We start from the raw sequence: 17,614 nt of genomic DNA, 5'->3' as shown, positions 1-17,614 counted from the left end.
AATAAAATTTTTCAATTCATTATAACATAGCGATATGCTTGCTTCATTATAGTCTTAGAACTAGATGATCATTCAAATAGTTTCTAATTGTTTTTATAGTTATATACATTTTCTAATCGTTTTTAACGCGTCTGGGTTACTTTAAGATATAAAAAAGTCACCCCAATAAATTGGAGTGACTAAACCTAAAATTCATATATGATAAAGTATTTTATTTTTTATGGTCGGCGAATGTGCGACCCTTCATTGATTTTTTGTTGTTTCTATCTGATGATCTATCATTTTTCTTTTTATTGTTGAAGCCGCCTTTATTTGGACGACGATTTCTGCTATCGAATTTGCCGCCACCACGTTTATGGTTTCCACCGCCACGTTTTGGTCCACCTTTACCTTGACGACCTTTGCCTCGAGATAATGGTTTTTCAAATGTTAATTGAACATCAACTTCATCGTTTGATTCAACTAACTCTTGTAGTAATGCTGCTACTAAATTCACATCATTATATTCTTCAAGTAATTCTGTTGCAATACGCTCTAATCTTGGTTCGCTATCTCTTGACATCCAGTTTTGAACTTTACCTTTAATGTCGTCTTCACGTGCTTTAAGCACTTCTTTACGATGAGGTGGTCTCAATGCTGTCATTTGTCGTTTGTTTGCTTGTTCAATTTGACGGATATAATCCATTTCAATTGGGTTAACAAAAGTGATTGCTACACCTTTTTTACCAGCACGACCTGTACGGCCAATTCTGTGTGTATAACTTTCTGTATCTTGAGGTATATCAAAGTTGTAAACATGACTCACGCCAGATATATCAAGGCCTCTTGCTGCAACATCTGTAGCAACTAAGATATCCAATTGATCGTTTTTAAATTTTTTTAATACTTCTAAACGTTTAGCCTGTGTGATATCACCATGTAAACCTTCAGCTTTATAACCTTTTGAAATTAACGCACTTGTTAGTTCGTCAACACGACGTTTAGTACGACCAAAAACAATTGCTAACTCTGGTTGATGTACATCTAAGAAATTTGTAAATGTATCAAATTTTTCTAATTCTTTTACAATTGTGTAATATTCATCTATTTGAGGATCTGACATCTCATTATTCATAGTTTTAACAATTTCTGGTGATTTCATAAATTGTTGCACTAATGTTTGAATAGCTTTTGGCATTGTTGCTGAAAACAGCATTGTTTGACGTTGTGATGCTGGTATTTTATCCATAATAAATTTCATATCATCAATAAAGCCCATATTCATCATTTCATCAGCTTCATCTAATATTAATGTATGAATATCGTTTGTTTTCAATGTACGACGATTTAAATGATCGATAACACGTCCAGGTGTACCTACAACAATTTGTGGTCCCTTTTTAAGTGATTTAATTTGACGATCTATTGGCATGCCACCAAATACAGTTACTATTTGTACATTTTGACCTGTCGCAAACGTTCTAAGTGATTCAGCAACTTGCATCGCCAATTCTCTTGTTGGTGCTAATATTAATGATTGAACTCCATCTTGTCCTGCCACTTTCTCAATAAGTGGAATACCAAAAGCGCCTGTTTTTCCTGTACCTGTTTGCGCTTGACCAAGAACATCCTTACCTTCTAAGGCAAGAGGGATACTCTCTTTTTGTATAGGAGTGGCCTCATCGAACCCCATTGATACTAGGGTTTCTACCGTTTTATCTGAGATCCCTAATTCTTTAAAATTTTGCAATATAATTCTCCTTTATTTATCTGTATTTCTCTACATATATGTTCATCTAAGTTTCTTCAACTTCTTTATAGTACCACCTCAAGTCTATAATCGCAATAAACCAAATTTATTATAATGGTCTAAATTTCCACATTTATAATCACATTATACTGATAAAATACTGTGATATATAGGTTGTAAGCGTTTAATTTTATTTTTCGGTATTTATTTTTTTCTTTCGAAAAAAATTTGTAGATTAATTTATCTTGATAATTATTAGCAATTTTCAAATATTTAGTAACTTAAATATACTGATTCAAGTTATTAAATATTGCTACATACTATTTTTTAAACAAACAAAAAATAAAACACCACTATTTTCATTATTAAAAGTGATGAAAAATGTGGTGTCTATAATTTTAAATTAGTGCTTCTACAACTTCTTCTAATTGCATCCCTCTTGAACCTTTTATTAATATTTTATCTTGTGGTTCAATATTTGCTTTTAATGACTTAATCAATGCTGTTTTATCTGTATAGTGTTCCGCGGACTTTACAAATGTTTTACCTGTATGATGAATGTGGGCCGCTTCTTTTCCATAAGTATATAACGCATCGATTTGTTTATTAACTAAATAATCTCCAACCGCTTCATGCATTATTTGGCTGTCAGGACCCAATTCTAAGACATCACCCAATACAAGTATTTTTCGGCCTTCCATACTACTGAGTGTATCAATTGCCGCTTTCATGCTAGTTGGACTAGCATTATATGCATCATTAATAACAAGTATACCTGAATCAGTATGATGTTGCTCCATTCTCATACCTGTGAGTTGAACATCTTGAATATTTTGATATATCGTTTCGTAACTCAGATTCAATCTTTTACCAACAGCAATAGCTATAGTCGCATTTTTCATATTATGTTCACCTAAGATAGGTAATTCATAATTTTCAGCTCCATTAATATTAAAAACAATACCTGTATCATCTATATTGTCAATTTGACAGACCAAATCATTATTTTCTTTTTTACCTATACTGATTAAATCTAAATCCACTAATTTATCAACATGCGGCTTTAATAATGGTTCATCACCATCATAAATAAATAAGCCATGAGGTTTAAGGCCAATTGTAATTTCGGATTTAGCTTTCGCTATACCTTCACGCGATCCTAAATCTTGCATATGTGATTCACCAATATTAGTAATGATTGCAATATCTGGATTAACTAATTGTGATAATGCTTCAATTTCATGAAAACCTGACATACCCATTTCTAAAATAGAAATTTCTGTGTCTTGATCTAATTGCAAAATGGTTAATGGCATACCGATTTCATTGTTATAATTTCCTTGCGTTTTTTTCACTTTGAATTGAGGCTTCAATACACTTTCAATCATATCTTTAGTCGTTGTTTTACCGTTAGACCCAGTAACAGCAATCACATGCGGATTAACAAACGCCAAATATGCTTTGGCTAATTGCTGCAATGCTTCCAATGTATCATCTACCCAAATAATCGGACCGGAAATTTGAGGATCTAATACGCTGTCTTTCTGATAAAATGCTGCACCAGCACCATCTTTCAATGCTTGATTCACAAATTTATGTCCATCTACGTGTTCTCCTTTAAATGGAATAAATAAATTTTGTTCGTCAATTTTTCTTGAGTCTATAGAAACACCTTTAATTGTGTAATCTAAATAATCATTATTAATCTCACAAGGAATCCATTCTTGGATTTGTTCTAAAGTTACTTCAATCATGATTTAACCGCCTCAGTCAATTTTGTATTTATTTTTCTTTTTATCTTCGTGTTTTTCTTTTGCTAATTCAATTAATTTACTTATGAGTTCTGCATAGCTGACACCCATATTTTCCCATAAACTTGGATACATACTATAAGCAGTGAAACCAGGCATTGCATTTGTTTCATTAATAAAAATTTGATTATCTTCAGTTACAAAGAAATCTGCACGTAATAATCCTGAACAATCTGTTGCTTTAAAAGCTTCTACAGCCATATTTCTTAAAGTCATTTTCACTTCATCATTTAAGTCAGCTGGAATATCTAATTTGATTTTCCCATCTTTATATTTAGCTTTATAATCATAAAAGGCAACATCTTTAACTACCTCGCCAGGCCATGTCGTTTCAGGATAATCATTACCTAAGACAGCAACTTCAATTTCTCTAGCATCGATGCCTTGCTCAATCACTAATTTACGATCGAATTGAAATGCTTCTTCTATACCTCTTTTTAATTCTTCCTCATCGTTACACTTACTAATACCTACGCTTGAGCCTAAATTCGCAGGTTTCACAAATACAGGGTATTCTAACTTATCATGTACTAATTTAAGAATATTGTTTTCATATTTTTGATATTCGCTTCTTAAGAAACTTACATAGGGTAACTGAGGTAATCCTCTATGTGCAAATAGTTGTTTCATCACAAGTTTATCCATTGAACTTGAGGCTGCTAACACACCATTACCAACATATGGTATATCTAATACTTCAAATAAACCTTGAATTGTCCCATCTTCACCATTCGGTCCATGTAATAATGGGAAAACTGCACTATATGCTGTGCCTAGGCTTCCTTCATTCAATAATTTGGAAATTTCTCCAGCAGGAACTTCTGCTAATCGTAACGTATCTATGTCATCTATAGGATCTACGATATTTTCTTTCTTTTTCCAATCACCATCGTTTGTTATGTAAATAATGTCCACTTGATATTTTTCTTTATCAATCGCATTTAAGACATTTTGTGCTGTTAATATTGAAACATCATGTTCAGCACTTTTACCTCCATATACGATACAAACATTTTCTTTAGCCATATTTTAGCCTCCATATAGAATTCTTAAACTACATCATATCACGATTTATTAGCATTTTGCATTTGTTATGTAGTAGTAAAATCATTGTTTTTTATTAGTATATTGAAGTTTTTTAAGTATTTAAAGTGAAAACTTTAAATACTCGCATAATAATTATTTAAGTTTTACATACCCTACTTCTAGCAAAATCGTATAAAGTTCGGTAAAATCTATATATACTACATATTATTGAAATAATAGTTTTCCAAAGGAGTAAGAAATGAATACTTCACGTCAATCAAAAAATAATCATTGGATCCGAAAAATAGACTGGATTTTAGTTGGCTTCATGGCATTATTCGCTATCATTAGTATTACATTAATTAGTTCTGCTATGGGTGGAGGCCAATATAGCGCTAACTTTAGTATACGTCAGATATTATATTATGTTTTTGGAGCAATCATCGCATTGTTAATAATGTTAATTTCACCTAAAAAACTTATGAAATATACATATTTACTTTATATTATACTTTGTTTCTCATTGTTATTATTACTGATTATTCCAGAAACTCCCATCACACCGATTATTAATGGAGCAAAAAGTTGGTATACATTTGGTCCAATCAGTGTCCAACCATCTGAATTTATGAAAATAGTTATGATTTTAGCATTAGCTAAAATTGTAACAAAACATAATCAATTTACTTTTAACAAATCTTTAGAAACTGATTTTAAATTATTCTTTAAAATTATCGGTATAGCCTTTATACCAATGGTACTTATATTATTGCAAAATGATTTAGGTACGACACTAGTTATTTTTGCGATTATTATCGGGGTTATGATAATCAGTGGAATAACGTGGAAAATACTAGCCCCTTTATTAATAGGTGCAGTCGTTATCGCGTCGACAGTAATATTATCAATAATTTATAAACCTTCTATTTTAGAAAATAGTTTCGGCATTCAACCTTATCAATTAAGCCGTATCAATTCTTGGCTCGATCCTTATACTTATAGTAGTGGGGATGGATTTCATTTAACTGAGTCACTTAAAGCGATTGGATCTGGTCAATTATTTGGAAAGGGATTCAATCAAGGTGAAGTTTATATTCCAGAAAATCACACTGATTTTATTTTCTCGGTTATCGGGGAAGAATTTGGTTTTATAGGATCTGTCATTTTGATATTGATTTTTCTAGCGTTTATTTTTCATCTAGTACGACTTGCTACTAAAATAGAATTACCATTTAGTAAAATTTTCATCATTGGATTTACGACTATGATACTATTCCATATCTTAGAAAATATTGGTATGACTATTCAACTATTACCAATTACTGGTATACCATTACCATTTATTAGTTATGGTGGTAGCTCATTATGGAGTTTAATGTGTGGTATAGGTGTTATATTATCAATTTATTACCACCAATCTAGACAATATACAACACAAAACAAATAAATACTTATCTCAAACTGTCGACAAAGTCTCCGACTTTGTCGGCAGTTTTTTGTACACGCTTTCCGCGGGCACTGCCTTAGCCTGTAGTCTTCGGCTAGTGCGATTCCGCAGGAGTTGGCTCAAATCACTGCCAATATTATACGAAAAATATTATAATATATATAAATTAAACAGTGGTGGTGTTTATTTTGTTGAATAAATCAATTGATAAAAGATAGATCAAGATGTTTCCAACGCTTTTATTTATGAATTTGAACTTACCATTCAATCACACGCACTAAATGAGCTATGAAGCAATCTAATTTATTTAAAATGATTGCTTCTGTCCAACCATTTAAGACTGGCTGTCAATATAACAATAAGAGGCTGAGACAATAAATTTGTCTCAGCCTCTTAAATTTTGCATATATGCTTTATTCTTAGTACGGGTAACTCACTATTTCAATTCGTTAGCGGCTTTCACAGTCGTTGGTAAAGTATGCATGACTTCTAATCTTGATTTAGTTTTCTTTATGTTTACCCCTAATGATGATAATAGTTTAACTACATTTTGAATCTTTTCGTTATCTTTACTCATATCATCACTCCTAACTTCTAGCTTCTATTCTATTTTACCCTATTTATTTACAAATTACTACATGTTATTGAAATTTTCTTTATTTTTATAAAATAATTTTTGTTTTATTACGTAGTTTTAAAATTTTCACTTAATAATTATTTTAACTATTAAAATTCAAAAATAGAATATAAGTTAGTGCGAGTTTATTGATAATTTCATACCAATCTTATATGACATGATATGCGTAAGATAACATTTCAATAGCATTGGCAAACTTAATATAAAATTTCAAATCCTAAATCATATATGTCTTTTTCTAAATTGTTTAAACTCGCTGGTGTTTCAAATTCTATAAACACTTGAGCTTTTTCAATATCAACTAAGACATGGTTCACACCGATGATTTGTGATAATTTATTTTCTATTTGAAGCTTATCTTGTTTATGGTTTATTTTACTTAAATAAATAATTTGTGATTCCATTAACGTCACCTGATCTAGTCTTTCATTAACTTTTGAAAAGTCACTAATAACTCATCCATCGCTTCTTGTTGTTCACCTTGATTTACTTTATCCATGATACAACTTTTCATATGATGATCCAACAGTTTCGTAGCAACACTGTTAAGTGCTGATCTTGTTGCTCTTATTTGTGTAAGTACATCATCACAATATACATCTTCATCTACCATACGATTGATTGCTCTCACTTGTCCTTCAATGCGGTTCAAACGAGATTTTAAATTTGATTTAATTTGTTCAGAATGATGCGCTTTTTGCAATTCGGCCATGGTTCAACGCCTCCTCTTAATATAGTTTTTATAATATACCCCTGTCAGGTATTAGTCAAGTGATAAAAACGTGGTACCATGTTACAATGATTAAGAATTTATCAATTGTAAATTAATTGAATAGCAATTTGGAGGTTTAATATGATAGATATTTTTGCTATAACGTACAACCATACGAACGTCATCATTAATGTCATTCTGATTGGCGCATTTATATTAAACCTAATCTTTGCATTTACAATTATCTTTATGGAGCGACGATCTGCAGGTTCTGTTTGGGCATGGATATTGGTCTTGGGTCTTATACCTATTTTAGGTTTTATCGTATATTTACTTTTTGGTCGCCAAATCCAACGAGAACATATCTTTAGTTTAGATGAAGAAGATAAAGTCGGCATTGAAATGATTGTAAATGAACAACTAGAAGCCTTGAAAAATGACGACTTTTCTAAAGGCAATCATCAGATCGTGAAATTTAAAGATATGGTGCAAATGTTATTGTATAATAATGCGGCTTTCTTAACTACTGATAATGATATAACCATTTTTGTAGATGGAAAAGAAAAATTTGATTCACTCATTGAAGATATATATAATGCCAAAGATTATATACATATTCAATACTATATTTTCCGTAATGATCATCTAGGAAAACGAATATTGACAGCATTAGAACATAAGCTTAATGAAGGTGTCGAAGTGAAAATGCTTTATGATGATATGGGCTCTAGAGGTTTATCAATTAAAGACTTTAAAGCTTTTAGAAAAAAAGGTGGACTCGTAGAAGCATTCTTCCCTTCTAAATTACCATTAATCAATTTGAGAATGAACAACCGTAATCATAGAAAAATTGTTGTTATCGATGGACATATCGGTTACGTAGGTGGTTTTAACGTCGGTGACGAATATTTGGGACTTAAGAAAAAGTTTGGCTATTGGAGAGATACACATCTCCGTATTGTTGGTGATGCTGTTAACGCTTTACAACTACGCTTTATGCTAGACTGGAACTCACACTCAACACGTGATAACTTAAAATATGAAGAACGCTATTTCCCAGATGTAGATTCAGGTGGCACAACCGGTGTACAAATTGCTTCAAGTGGTCCTGATGAAACGTGGGAACAGATAAAATACGGTTATTTAAAAATGATTGCTTCTGCAAAGCATTCTATTTATATACAATCGCCATATTTTATACCCGACCAAGCATTTCTAGACGCTGTTAAAATTGCGTCATTAGGTGGCGTGAATGTTAATATCATGATACCCAATAAACCGGACCATCCTTTTGTTTATTGGGCAACATACAATAACGTTGCTTCTTTATTAGATGCTGGTGTGAATATTTTCCACTACAATAACGGGTTCTTACATTCTAAAACTCTTGTGATTGACGATGAAGTTGCCAGTGTTGGTACAACAAATATGGATCACCGTAGCTTCACATTAAACTTTGAGATAAATGCATTTATCTATGACACACATATAGCTAAAGCTTTAAGAGTGGCTTTTGAAAATGATTTAAACGTTTCTTATAGACTAACGAAAGCATTATATGAACAGAGAAGTTTATGGGTCAAATTTAAAGAAGGCATCTCAAGATTATTATCCCCTATTTTATAGAATAATTAGTAGTCCGAGGCTTATCATATGTCTCGGACATTTTTAATCTTAGTAATTGTACGTGTCTAAAATATGTTTCTTTATATATGAATTTTAAAGTATATACATACTTTTGGGTCATTCTTATGTATCCATACGGCGTTTTATCTTAGAAAATCTTAAAAATTTTGATTTTTTCTCACTACTTGAACATATTAAAATATTTTTCAAAAATATTTTAACCTCAAATTTTATTTACTAATTTAATTTTCTCAAAATGGAGGCAATTTTATATGACGGATAATGACATAATCTCTAAAGCACAAGACTATATGACATCTTTTCACTGTGATGATACAACTGGACATGATGTTGCACATGTAAAACGTGTTACAAGATTGGCAAAATATATTGCTATGAATGAACAACAAGGTCATTTACTCACCATTCAGTTAGCAAGTATTTTACATGACACCATAGACGAAAAACTTACCAATACCAAAGAAGCAAAAATAAAATTAGTACAATTTCTTAATCATTTGGAACTTGATTTTACGGTACAACAAAATATATTACATATCATTGAACATATAAGTTATAAAAATGGTAAGAATGATCATATTCAATTGTCAATTGAAGGACAAATAGTTCGTGATGCAGATCGTTTAGATGCTATTGGTGCAATTGGTATAGCACGCACGTTTCAATTTGCAGGTTATTTCGGTGAACCTATGTGGATTGAGCATCAATCCTATAACATAGATGAATCTAATCAACCATATTTTGATTGGGAGCCTTCTGCAATTAAACACTTTTATGAAAAATTATTTAAACTTAAATCTCTTATGCATACTAAAACTGCAAAAAATTTGGCACAACAACGCCATGAATATATGAAAAATTATGTAGATACTTTTTTTAAAGAATGGTATTTTTAAAATTTTAATAATGGTAGTTACAGATTGACTTTTAAAATTTGATGGTTCATTAACTATCGAAATTAAATTACATTTATTTAAAATAAACAGAAGATATTGGGACATAAATTCCAGAAAAATAGCACTCAGATGATTTTTTTAATTCATCTAAGTGCTTCTTTTTATTCCATACTTCGTATTGTTGGCTTGCTATCTGAGGGAACAGATTCAGCCAGTAGTCTTCAGCTTGTACTATTCCCTCAAGCGTTCCGCCAAAATACGTCGTATTTATATGTATTTATCACGACATGTTAATGAAATCTTTGAAACAATCCCTAAAAATGTACTTGATGAATGTAAACATCATTGTAGTGCTACATCATATCAAAATGATGTTAAAAATTATTCTATATATTTACTCACGATCCGTATGCTTTGGTAGTAAAATAGAAAAACTACTTTATAATCGTATCCGAATGATATGGCTGTCACAAAATCAAACACAAAATGAAAAAGGCAATTTCTATATTATTTCAATAGAAATTGCCTTTTTTCACTTATCCGAGAACTTTATGTCTCAGACGCTTCTTATGCTTTATACCTGCTATTTATTATGTACCAGGCTTGTCATTTTAATTAATGATATGACGCACTATTTCTTTTTAGATTTCTTAGGAGCTACTTGTGTATTCTTACCTTTGCTAGGTTTATCAGAATCATTATTCTTCATTGCTTCAATCATTGGAGCAACTTCCTTTTTAGCAAGGTTAGAATAATACATGTTGGCAACTTGAGTTTGTACAATCAAGAATGCCGCACTGACTGACCAATAAAGACCTAATGCAGATGCAGAACTTAAAGAAATCCAAACAATCATAATTGGAGAAATAATCATCATCATATATCCCATTTGACGTTGTTCATTCGGCATACTCTTACTTGATACATATGCTTGTAAGAAGTATAAAATACCAGCGATAACTGTAATCCAAATATCAGGTTGTGCCAAATTGAACCATAAGAAATTTGGGTGTTCAGTAAATCCACCACTTGAAGGGTATTTTAATACGAAGAATAAGCCCATAATGATTGGCATTTGAATTAAGATTGGTAAACAACCTAACATGCTCTTCATTGGATTCATATCGTATTTTTTATATACTTCCATCATTTCTTGGTTTGCAGCCATTTTTTCTTCTTGCGTTCTTGAACGCTTAACTTTTTCTTGAACTGCATCGATATCTGGTTTTGCAACCTTCATCTTTTCTCGCATCATATGACTATTTTTATAGTTTGATAACATGAAAGGCAATAATACAACACGTATTGCCAATACAAGTACTACTATTGCTAAACCATAATCATTGTTAAAACTTGTTCCCAACCAATGAATTAATTTGTCCATCGGTTCTACAAACGTATTAAAGAAAAATCCATCTCTATTTTCAGGTTTAGAATAGTCACAGCCTGCTAATAAGACCATTACACCTAATAATAAAGGTAGTAGCGCTTTCTTTTTCATTTTTCCACCTCTAATGATATATTCACATAAAATTTATTTTATCATACTCAAAGGAAAGTAGAAAACAAAAAAAGAAATTTTCCGCATTATTCAACAGTTTGTAAAAATTGTTGTACAGTTTCTGGGATATTTGAACTTTTCGCGATGGCTGAAATAATTGATAATCCATCTGCACCATGATTCATAATTATTTCAGCATTTTTTGTATGAATACCTCCAATTGCAACGATTGGAAAACCTTGAACTTTAGTTCTTAATGTTTGAATCATTTCCGGCCCTACTGGAGCTTTAGCATCTGATTTCGATCCAGTATGATACATCGGTCCAACACCGATATAATCAACGTTGGATAAGTCAGATGCTTGATATTCTTCTAAATCACTTACACTAAGTCCTATTATTTTATCGGTAAATGCACTAGCGAATACATCAACATTTGCATCATTTTGTCCTACATGTATTCCATCTGCATCTATAGCATTTGCTAAGTCTACATCATCATTAACAATAAAAGGAACACTGTAACTTTTACATAAAGAGAATAACTTTTGTGCAAGCTCTATTTTAGCATTTCCAGTTAATGAGCCCTCTCCTTTTTCTCGAAATTGAAACATTGTAATCCCAGATTCTAAAGCTTCAGTCACAACATCTATGATTGATTTGTTCTTTGGTATATCTTGTGTTCCACAAATAAAATATAGCTTTAAATACTCTTTATTAAACATAGTTACACCTCTTGCTTATTATGATATTGTAGATATGTTTCAAAAGTAATGTTGTATAATGCATTTAATAACTCCACTTTAAAAGTACCAGGTCCTGCTGAAATTTGTTCAGCTTGTTCAGCAGCGATATTATATATAGATACCGCTTCTATTAATGCATTTATAGATGGATCTTCTGATTCAACAAAACTTGCAACTATAGCTCCTAATAAACAACCAGCACCAGTTATTTTTGCCAACAATGAAGATCCGTTAGATAGTTTAAATATGCGTTCATTTTGAGCAATGACATCCTCTTTGCCAGTGATAACAATCGACGTATTAAAATGTTCATATGCCTCATTTGCAATCGATACTGAATCTAAACTATTATCACTATCAGTTCCTTTCATTTTTGTATCACTGTTAATTAACGTTAAAATTTCAGAAGCATTACCTTTAATAACAGTAACTTTTATTTCATTCAGAAATCTTTTGCAAAAATCTTTGCGATATTGTGAAGCACCTACAGCAACAGGATCAAATATAATCGGTTTGCCAAGTTGATTCGCTGTTTTTGCGATTTTAAAAATATCTTGTTCTCTTTCTTTTGTTAACGTACCGATATTTATTAACAATGCTTTTGCAGCTGTCAGCATATCATATGCTTCTTCAGGTGCCTCACTCATTGCTGGACTAGCACCAAGACTTAACAAACCATTCGCAGTAAAATTTTTCACTACATCATTCGTATAACATATTACAAGCGGTTGATCCGCTCTTAATTTTTCCAAATTATTCATCATCTAAACCAACTTCCTTCATATATGCAAAATGGTTTACTGGTCCTCTACCAAAACCAATTTCAGGTGTATGTTTAATACTAAGAGAAATAAATTTTTTTGCTTTTTGAACTGCATCAAACATAGATTTCCCTTTAGCTAACTCTGCGGTAATAACGGCTGAAAAAGTACATCCAGTACCATGTGTATGTTTGGTATCATATCTTGGTTCTTCAAAAGTATACACATCATCTTGTGTAAATAAATAATCTATAGATTTATTTTCATCATTTGAATGCCCACCTTTTATAACTACACCTTTGCTACCAATTTCATTGATAAATATATTGCCAGCTTGATAAATCGATTGTTGATCATTAATAGTAATGCCAGTAATTTCCTCAGCTTCTGGTAAATTAGGTGTCGCTATTGTAGCATAAGGCAATAAAATATTTTGTAAGTTAGCTTTAGCATCATCATCCATTAGTGAATCACCACTTTTCGCTAACATAACCGGATCTATTACATAAGGAATATCATCATATTTTTTTAAATATGTTTGAATAATCTCCATCATTTCTTTTGATGCAATCATACCAGTTTTCAAAGCATGTGGCAGTTCATCGGAAAATACACTTTCCATTTGCTCTTCTAACCATGTTGAATCTAGATTATGAATGTGCTGTACGCCTTTTGTATTTTGTGCCACAATACTAGTTATTGCTGCCATACCATATACACCACATGCATGAAATGATTTCAAATCTGCCATGACACCTGCGCCACCTGTAGGGTCTGTTCCTGCAATCGTTAATGCTATTTTAGGTTTATTCATTTGTTTGACCTCCATATAACCAATTTTCTTGTATATAAGCCATATTAAAGAAATTTCGTTCATGTATCGTACTTTGTAAGAAACAAGATTTTATTGCCTCTTTTTCTTCAACAGAAATATTTTGAGTTAACCGGTCCATTAAACCATCGAAGATATTTACTAATCCATCCATTTCTGTGCTATAAAATTCAAACCATTTTGATAAAATTGAGTCTTTATTTAATTCATTATCTTTCAATGCTTCTTTAGCAATCACCTGATACACATACGGACATGGTGCCATTGCTGCAATTGTATATGCTGCATTTTCTTTTGAATAAGCATTGAAATACATATGTTTGATATAATGGTCTCCACTTGGTGGCCAAACTTTTTCTTGGACGATTTCATCATAGTTTTCTTGTACGTATGCCGCTAATATTTCATGTGCTTCTACTTCACCATCAACTATAAATTGAATTTGTTCTACTAAAAATTGGACTTCTTCCAATCTATTCATTTTTGGTATTAGCAATGCATATATATTTGCAAATTCTTTTAAATACGAAGCATCTGCTTTTAAGTAAAATTTCAAAGCTTCGTTAGAAATCGTACCGTGTAACATTTCTTGAATAAACGAATCATTATAAATATCCTCAATAATTGGTGTTGAAGCTTCTTTTAATTCCTGTGAAAATAACAAATTTAGCCCTCCTAATTAAAAAAACTACATCCCCGTAGGAATGTAGTTTATTAATAAATATATTAGAGCAATTTTCCAAATATTAATGAACGCTACTTTCCTACGTTGGTCTTAACCAAATCAGGTTATAAGGGTCTGAATTTCTCATCTCAGCCATAAGGCTCCCCTAGTAGTTTTTATAATGTATTTATATAAAACATATCAAAGTATACCACCTATTGCAATAAAATGAGTTATATCAACTATGACCATTTGAAAAATATTTAACAAAAGAGCATTCATGGTATGAATTTTCTCCAAACATTTATACAGAAATATGATTATATTACCACTTATATACTTCCGATATTTAAGATAGAAAAAATGAGTTAGTCTCTAAGTTTACCTGCACTATTTCCTATATAATAAAAAAAGCTAAGACAATTAAATTGTCTTAGCTTTGTATAATAATATATTACATTATTGTTATATTATGCAGTAACCCATTGTGAAGCGCCAACTTCGTCATATAATTTTTGAGCTGCAGCATCTTGAACTGATTCTGGTGCGTTAGCTGCTGGTTGACCTTGATATTCAGCTGGAGCTACTGAATCCCATGTACTTTGTAAGAATTGGAACTTACCTGAAGCACCTGATGATGGATTTGTAGCATGAATATCGCCACCTGATTCACGTTGCGCGATTTGTTGTAAGTGTGCATTCACACCAGATGAACTATTTGAAGCTTCATTTGAACTTGATGATTGAGTTGAAGCTTTTGTAGTTGCTTCTTGTTGTGGTTGTTGTGTTTGTTCAGTTTGTGGAGCAGCTTGTTGAGCTGGTTGCTCAGTTTGTGCTTCTTGTGCTGGTTGTTCAGTTTGTGTTTGTTGAGGTTGTTCAACAGAAGTTGTTTGTTCTGATGAAACATCTTCACTAGAACCTCCACCAAAACTCCATGACCATGTTTGGCCATCTGATTCAAAATTATAGTTTGTACCATTGAAATTAAAATTATAGTTATATGCACCCTCTTGTACAGGTGATGCATTTAATTGTTCTGGATTAGATTGTGCTAAGTTTGCTAATTCTGCTTTGTCAACACCTTGTTCAGCTGCGTCTGCTGAGTTTCCTGCTGCGAATCCTGTTACGCCTAAGCCTACTGCTAATGTTGAAGCTAATACTGTTTTTTTCATTTTTAAAAATTCCTCCTATAAGGTAAATAATTTTTTTCGTTATGATTAATTTGCAAGTACAACTATAACATCTAAAAAACAGTAGCAGGTTACAGCCAAATAAAAAAGTACACCTTTTCTTTACACGGGGATTACATTTTTAAAATAGTATAAAAGCATAACTTTTCACTTTAAAAACTGCTATGAAAGTTTATACTAGTAATAATAAAAAGTATGTTGTGTAATGATATTGTAATTTATCTGATTATTCTGTATTATATTAGTATGAATTTGGGCTTTTTTATAATGGATATGTTTGCTATATAGTATGTATATTAGCTATTCCTATTGAATCATTTTTGAGTTAATAGGAATAGCCTGATAGAAGTATAATTAAATAGTAGGATTAAATGTATATTAGATTTGATGGGTTAAATTAATGGGGAGTTGGAAATGCCTGAAACTTTATACAATTTCATAAATATCGTTTTCCTCTAAATGAAATTTATTAATAAGTTCTTGATTTGGGACTATTGGAAGTGGGTCAAAAAGTGCTTCATCTTCATTTTTAGAGCGTGGGGACATAAATTTAATAGTTTCAATAAAAACTTCTGATACAAAATGCATCTGTCCTTCTTTTTCAAATTTTCTCGATTGCATTTGTCCAGTTATACCAACTAATGAGCCTTGATTGATATATTTTTCGACATTATTAGCAATTTTTCCGAATGCTTTACAGAATAAATAATCACAAATATCTTTTTGATTTTTATCTTTATAATTTCTTGAAACAGCTACGCAAAATGTAGCTAGTTTATTTCCCTCCTTATCATAAATTTTAGGGTCTTTTGTTAGTCTCCCTACAATGACAATACTGTTAATCATATGTCACCTCCTTTATAAGCTAATCATAAAAAATTCACATGATTCCGTCAAAACACATTTTTTAAAATTTAAAATAGTAATCGAATACTTATTTCTACTTTTTTCACCTTTCTCATAAAAAATTACGTTATAATAATAATATAAATGCATTTTTTGTAGAGTTTAAATTAATTAAATGGATGTGAGACGATGAAAACATTTAAAGCCGTTCGATTTCAAATCGTATCAGAGAATGGTGGCGTGACTGAGTACGAATTAGAAGATGGTGTCATTATCAATAAGGAAAACAGTGGCACTGGCTGGTTGCTTGAAATCGTCATATCAGATTATCACTATGAAACTATGAAAGCATATATGGAAAACGAGACATTACTAGACATACGTGTCGTTATCACTAGACCTGCTAACGATCCAGCTTTGTTTGATGCAACCATTAAACATATCATTCAATTAGAAGATACAATTTCTGTTGTTTGTGAATGTCATATTTACACATTGAGACAAGTTTACGCTGAAAGTTTATTAGAACAATTAATAGATGAAGGTTTAACTGGCGACGACTTGAAGAAATCATTTAATAGATTGATGCAATCTAAACCAAGACTTAAAGATGAAAAAATTGATAAATAAAAAATAGTGTTACATTCTGTTGAAAACAGTCTGTAACACTATTTTTATATACTATTTATCTTGCAAAGCAAATGTTAACTCACAACTACATGCTAATTGTCCATCAACTGTTGCTTTAGCACTACCCTTACCTATAGGACCTCTGAGCTTCGTTATTTCAACTTCTAAGCGTAAAGTATCTCCAGGGGTTACTTGTTTTTTAAAACGACATTTATCGATACCAGCAAATAGTGCAAGTTTACCTTTATTTGCTTCACTATTTAACATAGCAACTGCACCTGTTTGGGCTAAAGCTTCAGTAATTAATACACCAGGCATTACAGCATATTCTGGAAAATGACCTTGAAAGAATGGTTCATTACCTGAAACTTGCTTAATGGCCACACATCGTTGACCTTCATCGTATTCTACGACACGATCAATTAATAAAAATGGTTGCCTATGTGGAATAATCTCTTTTATTTGGTTGTAGTCAAAAATTGTTTCCATAATTTGCTTCCTCCAACTATACTTCTATCTATTTCCAATTTATTAATATA

Annotated in this window: 18 protein-coding genes, 1 pseudogene and 1 riboswitch; of the genes and pseudogenes, 5 read left to right on the top strand and 14 right to left on the bottom strand. The window is 31.5% G+C overall.

Annotation, left to right across the window (positions count from 1 at the left end; translation table 11 throughout):
- Positions 1–211 precede the first annotated feature (211 nt).
- The 3 genes from cshA to KA926_RS12220 all read right to left on the bottom strand — a co-directional run bounded on the left by cshA (position 212) and on the right by KA926_RS12220 (position 4,566).
- Positions 212–1,729, bottom strand: coding sequence for a degradosome RNA helicase CshA (cshA, locus tag KA926_RS12230; RefSeq protein ID WP_107384544.1), 1,518 nt, complete (start codon positions 1,727–1,729; stop codon positions 212–214).
- Positions 1,730–2,127: 398 nt separating this feature from the next.
- The gene (locus KA926_RS12225) at positions 2,128–3,483 is read right to left on the bottom strand and encodes a UDP-N-acetylmuramoyl-tripeptide--D-alanyl-D-alanine ligase (protein ID WP_107384545.1); all 1,356 of its coding nucleotides are present in this window, start codon (positions 3,481–3,483) and stop codon (positions 2,128–2,130) included.
- Positions 3,484–3,495: 12 nt separating this feature from the next.
- Positions 3,496–4,566: a D-alanine--D-alanine ligase gene (locus tag KA926_RS12220; RefSeq protein ID WP_107384546.1), complete on the bottom strand. Its 1,071-nt coding sequence runs from the start codon at positions 4,564–4,566 to the stop codon at positions 3,496–3,498.
- A gap of 259 nt (positions 4,567–4,825) precedes the next feature.
- Here KA926_RS12220 and KA926_RS12215 point away from each other — a divergent pair, with 259 nt between their 5' ends.
- Positions 4,826–6,013, top strand: coding sequence for an FtsW/RodA/SpoVE family cell cycle protein (locus tag KA926_RS12215; protein ID WP_210144533.1), 1,188 nt, complete (start codon positions 4,826–4,828; stop codon positions 6,011–6,013).
- Between the two features lie 436 nt (positions 6,014–6,449).
- On the opposite strand, the gene KA926_RS12210 is transcribed toward KA926_RS12215, so the two are convergent.
- The 3 genes from KA926_RS12210 to csoR all read right to left on the bottom strand — a co-directional run bounded on the left by KA926_RS12210 (position 6,450) and on the right by csoR (position 7,362).
- Complete coding sequence (locus KA926_RS12210) at positions 6,450–6,590, bottom strand: Lmo0850 family protein (protein ID WP_002482742.1); 141 nt, start codon at positions 6,588–6,590, stop codon at positions 6,450–6,452.
- Positions 6,591–6,847: 257 nt separating this feature from the next.
- Positions 6,848–7,054: a putative copper chaperone CsoZ gene (gene csoZ, locus KA926_RS12205; protein ID WP_107384548.1), complete on the bottom strand. Its 207-nt coding sequence runs from the start codon at positions 7,052–7,054 to the stop codon at positions 6,848–6,850.
- 14 nt (positions 7,055–7,068) lie between these two features.
- The gene (csoR, locus tag KA926_RS12200; RefSeq protein WP_107384549.1) at positions 7,069–7,362 is read right to left on the bottom strand and encodes a copper-sensing transcriptional repressor CsoR; all 294 of its coding nucleotides are present in this window, start codon (positions 7,360–7,362) and stop codon (positions 7,069–7,071) included.
- A gap of 141 nt (positions 7,363–7,503) precedes the next feature.
- Between csoR and cls the strand changes: the two genes are divergently transcribed.
- The 3 genes and pseudogenes from cls to KA926_RS14005 form a co-directional block, all read left to right on the top strand.
- Positions 7,504–8,988 (top strand): cardiolipin synthase, encoded by a 1,485-nt coding sequence (cls, locus tag KA926_RS12195; RefSeq protein WP_107504822.1) that lies wholly within the window; start codon positions 7,504–7,506, stop codon positions 8,986–8,988.
- Between the two features lie 272 nt (positions 8,989–9,260).
- Positions 9,261–9,905: an HD domain-containing protein gene (locus tag KA926_RS12190; RefSeq protein ID WP_107504821.1), complete on the top strand. Its 645-nt coding sequence runs from the start codon at positions 9,261–9,263 to the stop codon at positions 9,903–9,905.
- A gap of 277 nt (positions 9,906–10,182) precedes the next feature.
- Positions 10,183–10,399 (top strand): annotated as a pseudogene (locus KA926_RS14005) (transposase); the annotation flags it as partial.
- A gap of 137 nt (positions 10,400–10,536) precedes the next feature.
- Here the strand turns inward: KA926_RS14005 and yidC are convergent.
- From yidC to KA926_RS12155, 7 genes are all read right to left on the bottom strand, one after another.
- Entirely contained in the window at positions 10,537–11,406 is an 870-nt protein-coding gene (yidC, locus tag KA926_RS12185) for a membrane protein insertase YidC (RefSeq protein WP_107504819.1), read from the bottom strand.
- An 86-nt stretch (positions 11,407–11,492) separates the two neighbouring features.
- Positions 11,493–12,131, bottom strand: a complete 639-nt coding sequence (gene thiE, locus KA926_RS12180) for a thiamine phosphate synthase (protein ID WP_107504818.1) — start codon at positions 12,129–12,131, stop codon at positions 11,493–11,495.
- A 2-nt stretch (positions 12,132–12,133) separates the two neighbouring features.
- A complete protein-coding gene (gene thiM, locus KA926_RS12175) occupies positions 12,134–12,913 on the bottom strand; it encodes a hydroxyethylthiazole kinase (protein ID WP_182467395.1) in 780 nt (259 codons plus the stop codon).
- The gene (thiD, locus tag KA926_RS12170; protein WP_107385186.1) at positions 12,906–13,727 is read right to left on the bottom strand and encodes a bifunctional hydroxymethylpyrimidine kinase/phosphomethylpyrimidine kinase; all 822 of its coding nucleotides are present in this window, start codon (positions 13,725–13,727) and stop codon (positions 12,906–12,908) included. The genes thiM and thiD overlap by 8 nt, the downstream gene beginning before the upstream one ends.
- Positions 13,720–14,409 carry a thiaminase II gene (tenA, locus tag KA926_RS12165; RefSeq protein WP_119535978.1) on the bottom strand — a complete coding sequence of 230 codons (690 nt, stop codon included), beginning with the start codon at positions 14,407–14,409 and terminating at the stop codon, positions 13,720–13,722. Before tenA ends, thiD begins: the two co-directional genes overlap by 8 nt.
- 80 nt (positions 14,410–14,489) lie before the next feature.
- A riboswitch (TPP riboswitch) is annotated at positions 14,490–14,587 on the bottom strand.
- Between the two features lie 292 nt (positions 14,588–14,879).
- Positions 14,880–15,581, bottom strand: a complete 702-nt coding sequence (locus tag KA926_RS12160) for a transglycosylase family protein (RefSeq protein ID WP_107385184.1) — start codon at positions 15,579–15,581, stop codon at positions 14,880–14,882.
- Positions 15,582–16,025: 444 nt separating this feature from the next.
- On the bottom strand, positions 16,026–16,445 hold the full coding sequence (locus KA926_RS12155; protein WP_107386673.1) for a single-stranded DNA-binding protein: 420 nt from the start codon (positions 16,443–16,445) through the stop codon (positions 16,026–16,028).
- Between the two features lie 189 nt (positions 16,446–16,634).
- Here KA926_RS12155 and KA926_RS12150 point away from each other — a divergent pair, with 189 nt between their 5' ends.
- The gene (locus tag KA926_RS12150) at positions 16,635–17,075 is read left to right on the top strand and encodes a YwpF-like family protein (RefSeq protein WP_019468307.1); all 441 of its coding nucleotides are present in this window, start codon (positions 16,635–16,637) and stop codon (positions 17,073–17,075) included.
- A 51-nt stretch (positions 17,076–17,126) separates the two neighbouring features.
- On the opposite strand, the gene fabZ is transcribed toward KA926_RS12150, so the two are convergent.
- The gene (gene fabZ, locus KA926_RS12145) at positions 17,127–17,564 is read right to left on the bottom strand and encodes a 3-hydroxyacyl-ACP dehydratase FabZ (RefSeq protein ID WP_046207765.1); all 438 of its coding nucleotides are present in this window, start codon (positions 17,562–17,564) and stop codon (positions 17,127–17,129) included.
- Positions 17,565–17,614 lie beyond the last annotated feature (50 nt).

This window comes from Staphylococcus sp. GDY8P94P (assembly GCF_017892255.1).
Lineage (GTDB): Bacteria > Bacillota > Bacilli > Staphylococcales > Staphylococcaceae > Staphylococcus > Staphylococcus cohnii.
Note: the sequence above shows the minus strand (reverse complement) of the source record. Positions and strands in the feature narration are given on the sequence as shown.

What these genes read in the sequence shown, in the direction of transcription:
- KA926_RS12190 (WP_107504821.1), top strand. Translation starts at nt 9,261, where the DNA reads ATGACGGATAATGACATAATCTCTAAAGCACAAGACTATATGACATCT.
- KA926_RS12160 (WP_107385184.1), bottom strand. Translation starts at nt 15,581, where the DNA reads ATGAAAAAAACAGTATTAGCTTCAACATTAGCAGTAGGCTTAGGCGTA.
- KA926_RS12225 (WP_107384545.1), bottom strand. Translation starts at nt 3,483, where the DNA reads ATGATTGAAGTAACTTTAGAACAAATCCAAGAATGGATTCCTTGTGAG.
- thiD (WP_107385186.1), bottom strand. Translation starts at nt 13,727, where the DNA reads ATGAATAAACCTAAAATAGCATTAACGATTGCAGGAACAGACCCTACA.
- cls (WP_107504822.1), top strand. Translation starts at nt 7,504, where the DNA reads ATGATAGATATTTTTGCTATAACGTACAACCATACGAACGTCATCATT.
- KA926_RS12150 (WP_019468307.1), top strand. Translation starts at nt 16,635, where the DNA reads ATGAAAACATTTAAAGCCGTTCGATTTCAAATCGTATCAGAGAATGGT.
- KA926_RS12215 (WP_210144533.1), top strand. Translation starts at nt 4,826, where the DNA reads ATGAATACTTCACGTCAATCAAAAAATAATCATTGGATCCGAAAAATA.
- csoR (WP_107384549.1), bottom strand. Translation starts at nt 7,362, where the DNA reads ATGGCCGAATTGCAAAAAGCGCATCATTCTGAACAAATTAAATCAAAT.
- KA926_RS12155 (WP_107386673.1), bottom strand. Translation starts at nt 16,445, where the DNA reads ATGATTAACAGTATTGTCATTGTAGGGAGACTAACAAAAGACCCTAAA.
- csoZ (WP_107384548.1), bottom strand. Translation starts at nt 7,054, where the DNA reads ATGGAATCACAAATTATTTATTTAAGTAAAATAAACCATAAACAAGAT.
- fabZ (WP_046207765.1), bottom strand. Translation starts at nt 17,564, where the DNA reads ATGGAAACAATTTTTGACTACAACCAAATAAAAGAGATTATTCCACAT.
- yidC (WP_107504819.1), bottom strand. Translation starts at nt 11,406, where the DNA reads ATGAAAAAGAAAGCGCTACTACCTTTATTATTAGGTGTAATGGTCTTA.
- KA926_RS12220 (WP_107384546.1), bottom strand. Translation starts at nt 4,566, where the DNA reads ATGGCTAAAGAAAATGTTTGTATCGTATATGGAGGTAAAAGTGCTGAA.
- thiE (WP_107504818.1), bottom strand. Translation starts at nt 12,131, where the DNA reads ATGTTTAATAAAGAGTATTTAAAGCTATATTTTATTTGTGGAACACAA.
- thiM (WP_182467395.1), bottom strand. Translation starts at nt 12,913, where the DNA reads ATGAATAATTTGGAAAAATTAAGAGCGGATCAACCGCTTGTAATATGT.
- KA926_RS12210 (WP_002482742.1), bottom strand. Translation starts at nt 6,590, where the DNA reads ATGAGTAAAGATAACGAAAAGATTCAAAATGTAGTTAAACTATTATCA.